General features: G+C 47.7%; 2 protein-coding genes. Both read left to right on the top strand.

Annotation, left to right across the window (positions count from 1 at the left end; all coding sequences use genetic code 11):
* The coding region (locus AC1DUA_RS39905; protein ID WP_477504913.1) for a YicC family protein at nucleotides 1–461 on the top strand (461 nt) is incomplete at its 5' end.
* Between the two features lie 34 nt (nucleotides 462–495).
* The coding region (locus AC1DUA_RS39900; protein WP_477504914.1) for an extracellular matrix/biofilm biosynthesis regulator RemA family protein at nucleotides 496–642 on the top strand (147 nt) is incomplete at its 3' end.

Below are 642 nucleotides of genomic sequence, written 5' to 3'. Positions count from 1 at the left end.
TTGCTAAATTATCCGATATGCGGATGCGAGAAGGAGCATTTCTGGAACAGGACATTCGTGAGCGCCTGGCTGAACTGAAACGGATCCATACGGAACTGGAAGCTTTAGCGCCTGGGGTCGTGCAAGATTATGCGGCTAAGCTTACTAATCGAATTCAGACTCTCCTGCAGGATCAGACACCTGTGGATGAGATGAGGCTGGCGACAGAAATTGCGATTTTTGCAGATCGGTCTAATGTGGATGAGGAATTGACTCGTCTGAAGAGTCATTTTGGGCAATGTGATCAATTGCTTTCAGAGAAAGAGCCTGTCGGACGAAAGCTGGACTTCTTGATTCAAGAAATGAATCGGGAAGTGAATACGATCGGATCGAAGTCGAATCACTCGGAGCCTACGGCTAGAGTTATTGCGATGAAGGCAGAGCTTGAAAAGATGCGCGAGCAAATACAGAATATCGAGTGAAGCGGCATGAAGCTTCGCGAGGAGGAAGCCCTAAATGGCTATCAAATTAATCAATATCGGGTTCGGCAACATCGTATCGGCGAACCGCATTATCTCGATTGTGAGTCCGGAATCGGCTCCGATCAAGAGAATCATTCAAGAGGCGCGTGATCGTCACATGCTGATTGACGCTACATATGGT

The sequence above is a fragment of the Paenibacillus sp. 01T422 genome (assembly GCF_056398785.1).
The sequence above is the reverse complement of the archived record's forward strand: the minus strand, read 5'-3'. Positions and strand labels throughout refer to the sequence as shown.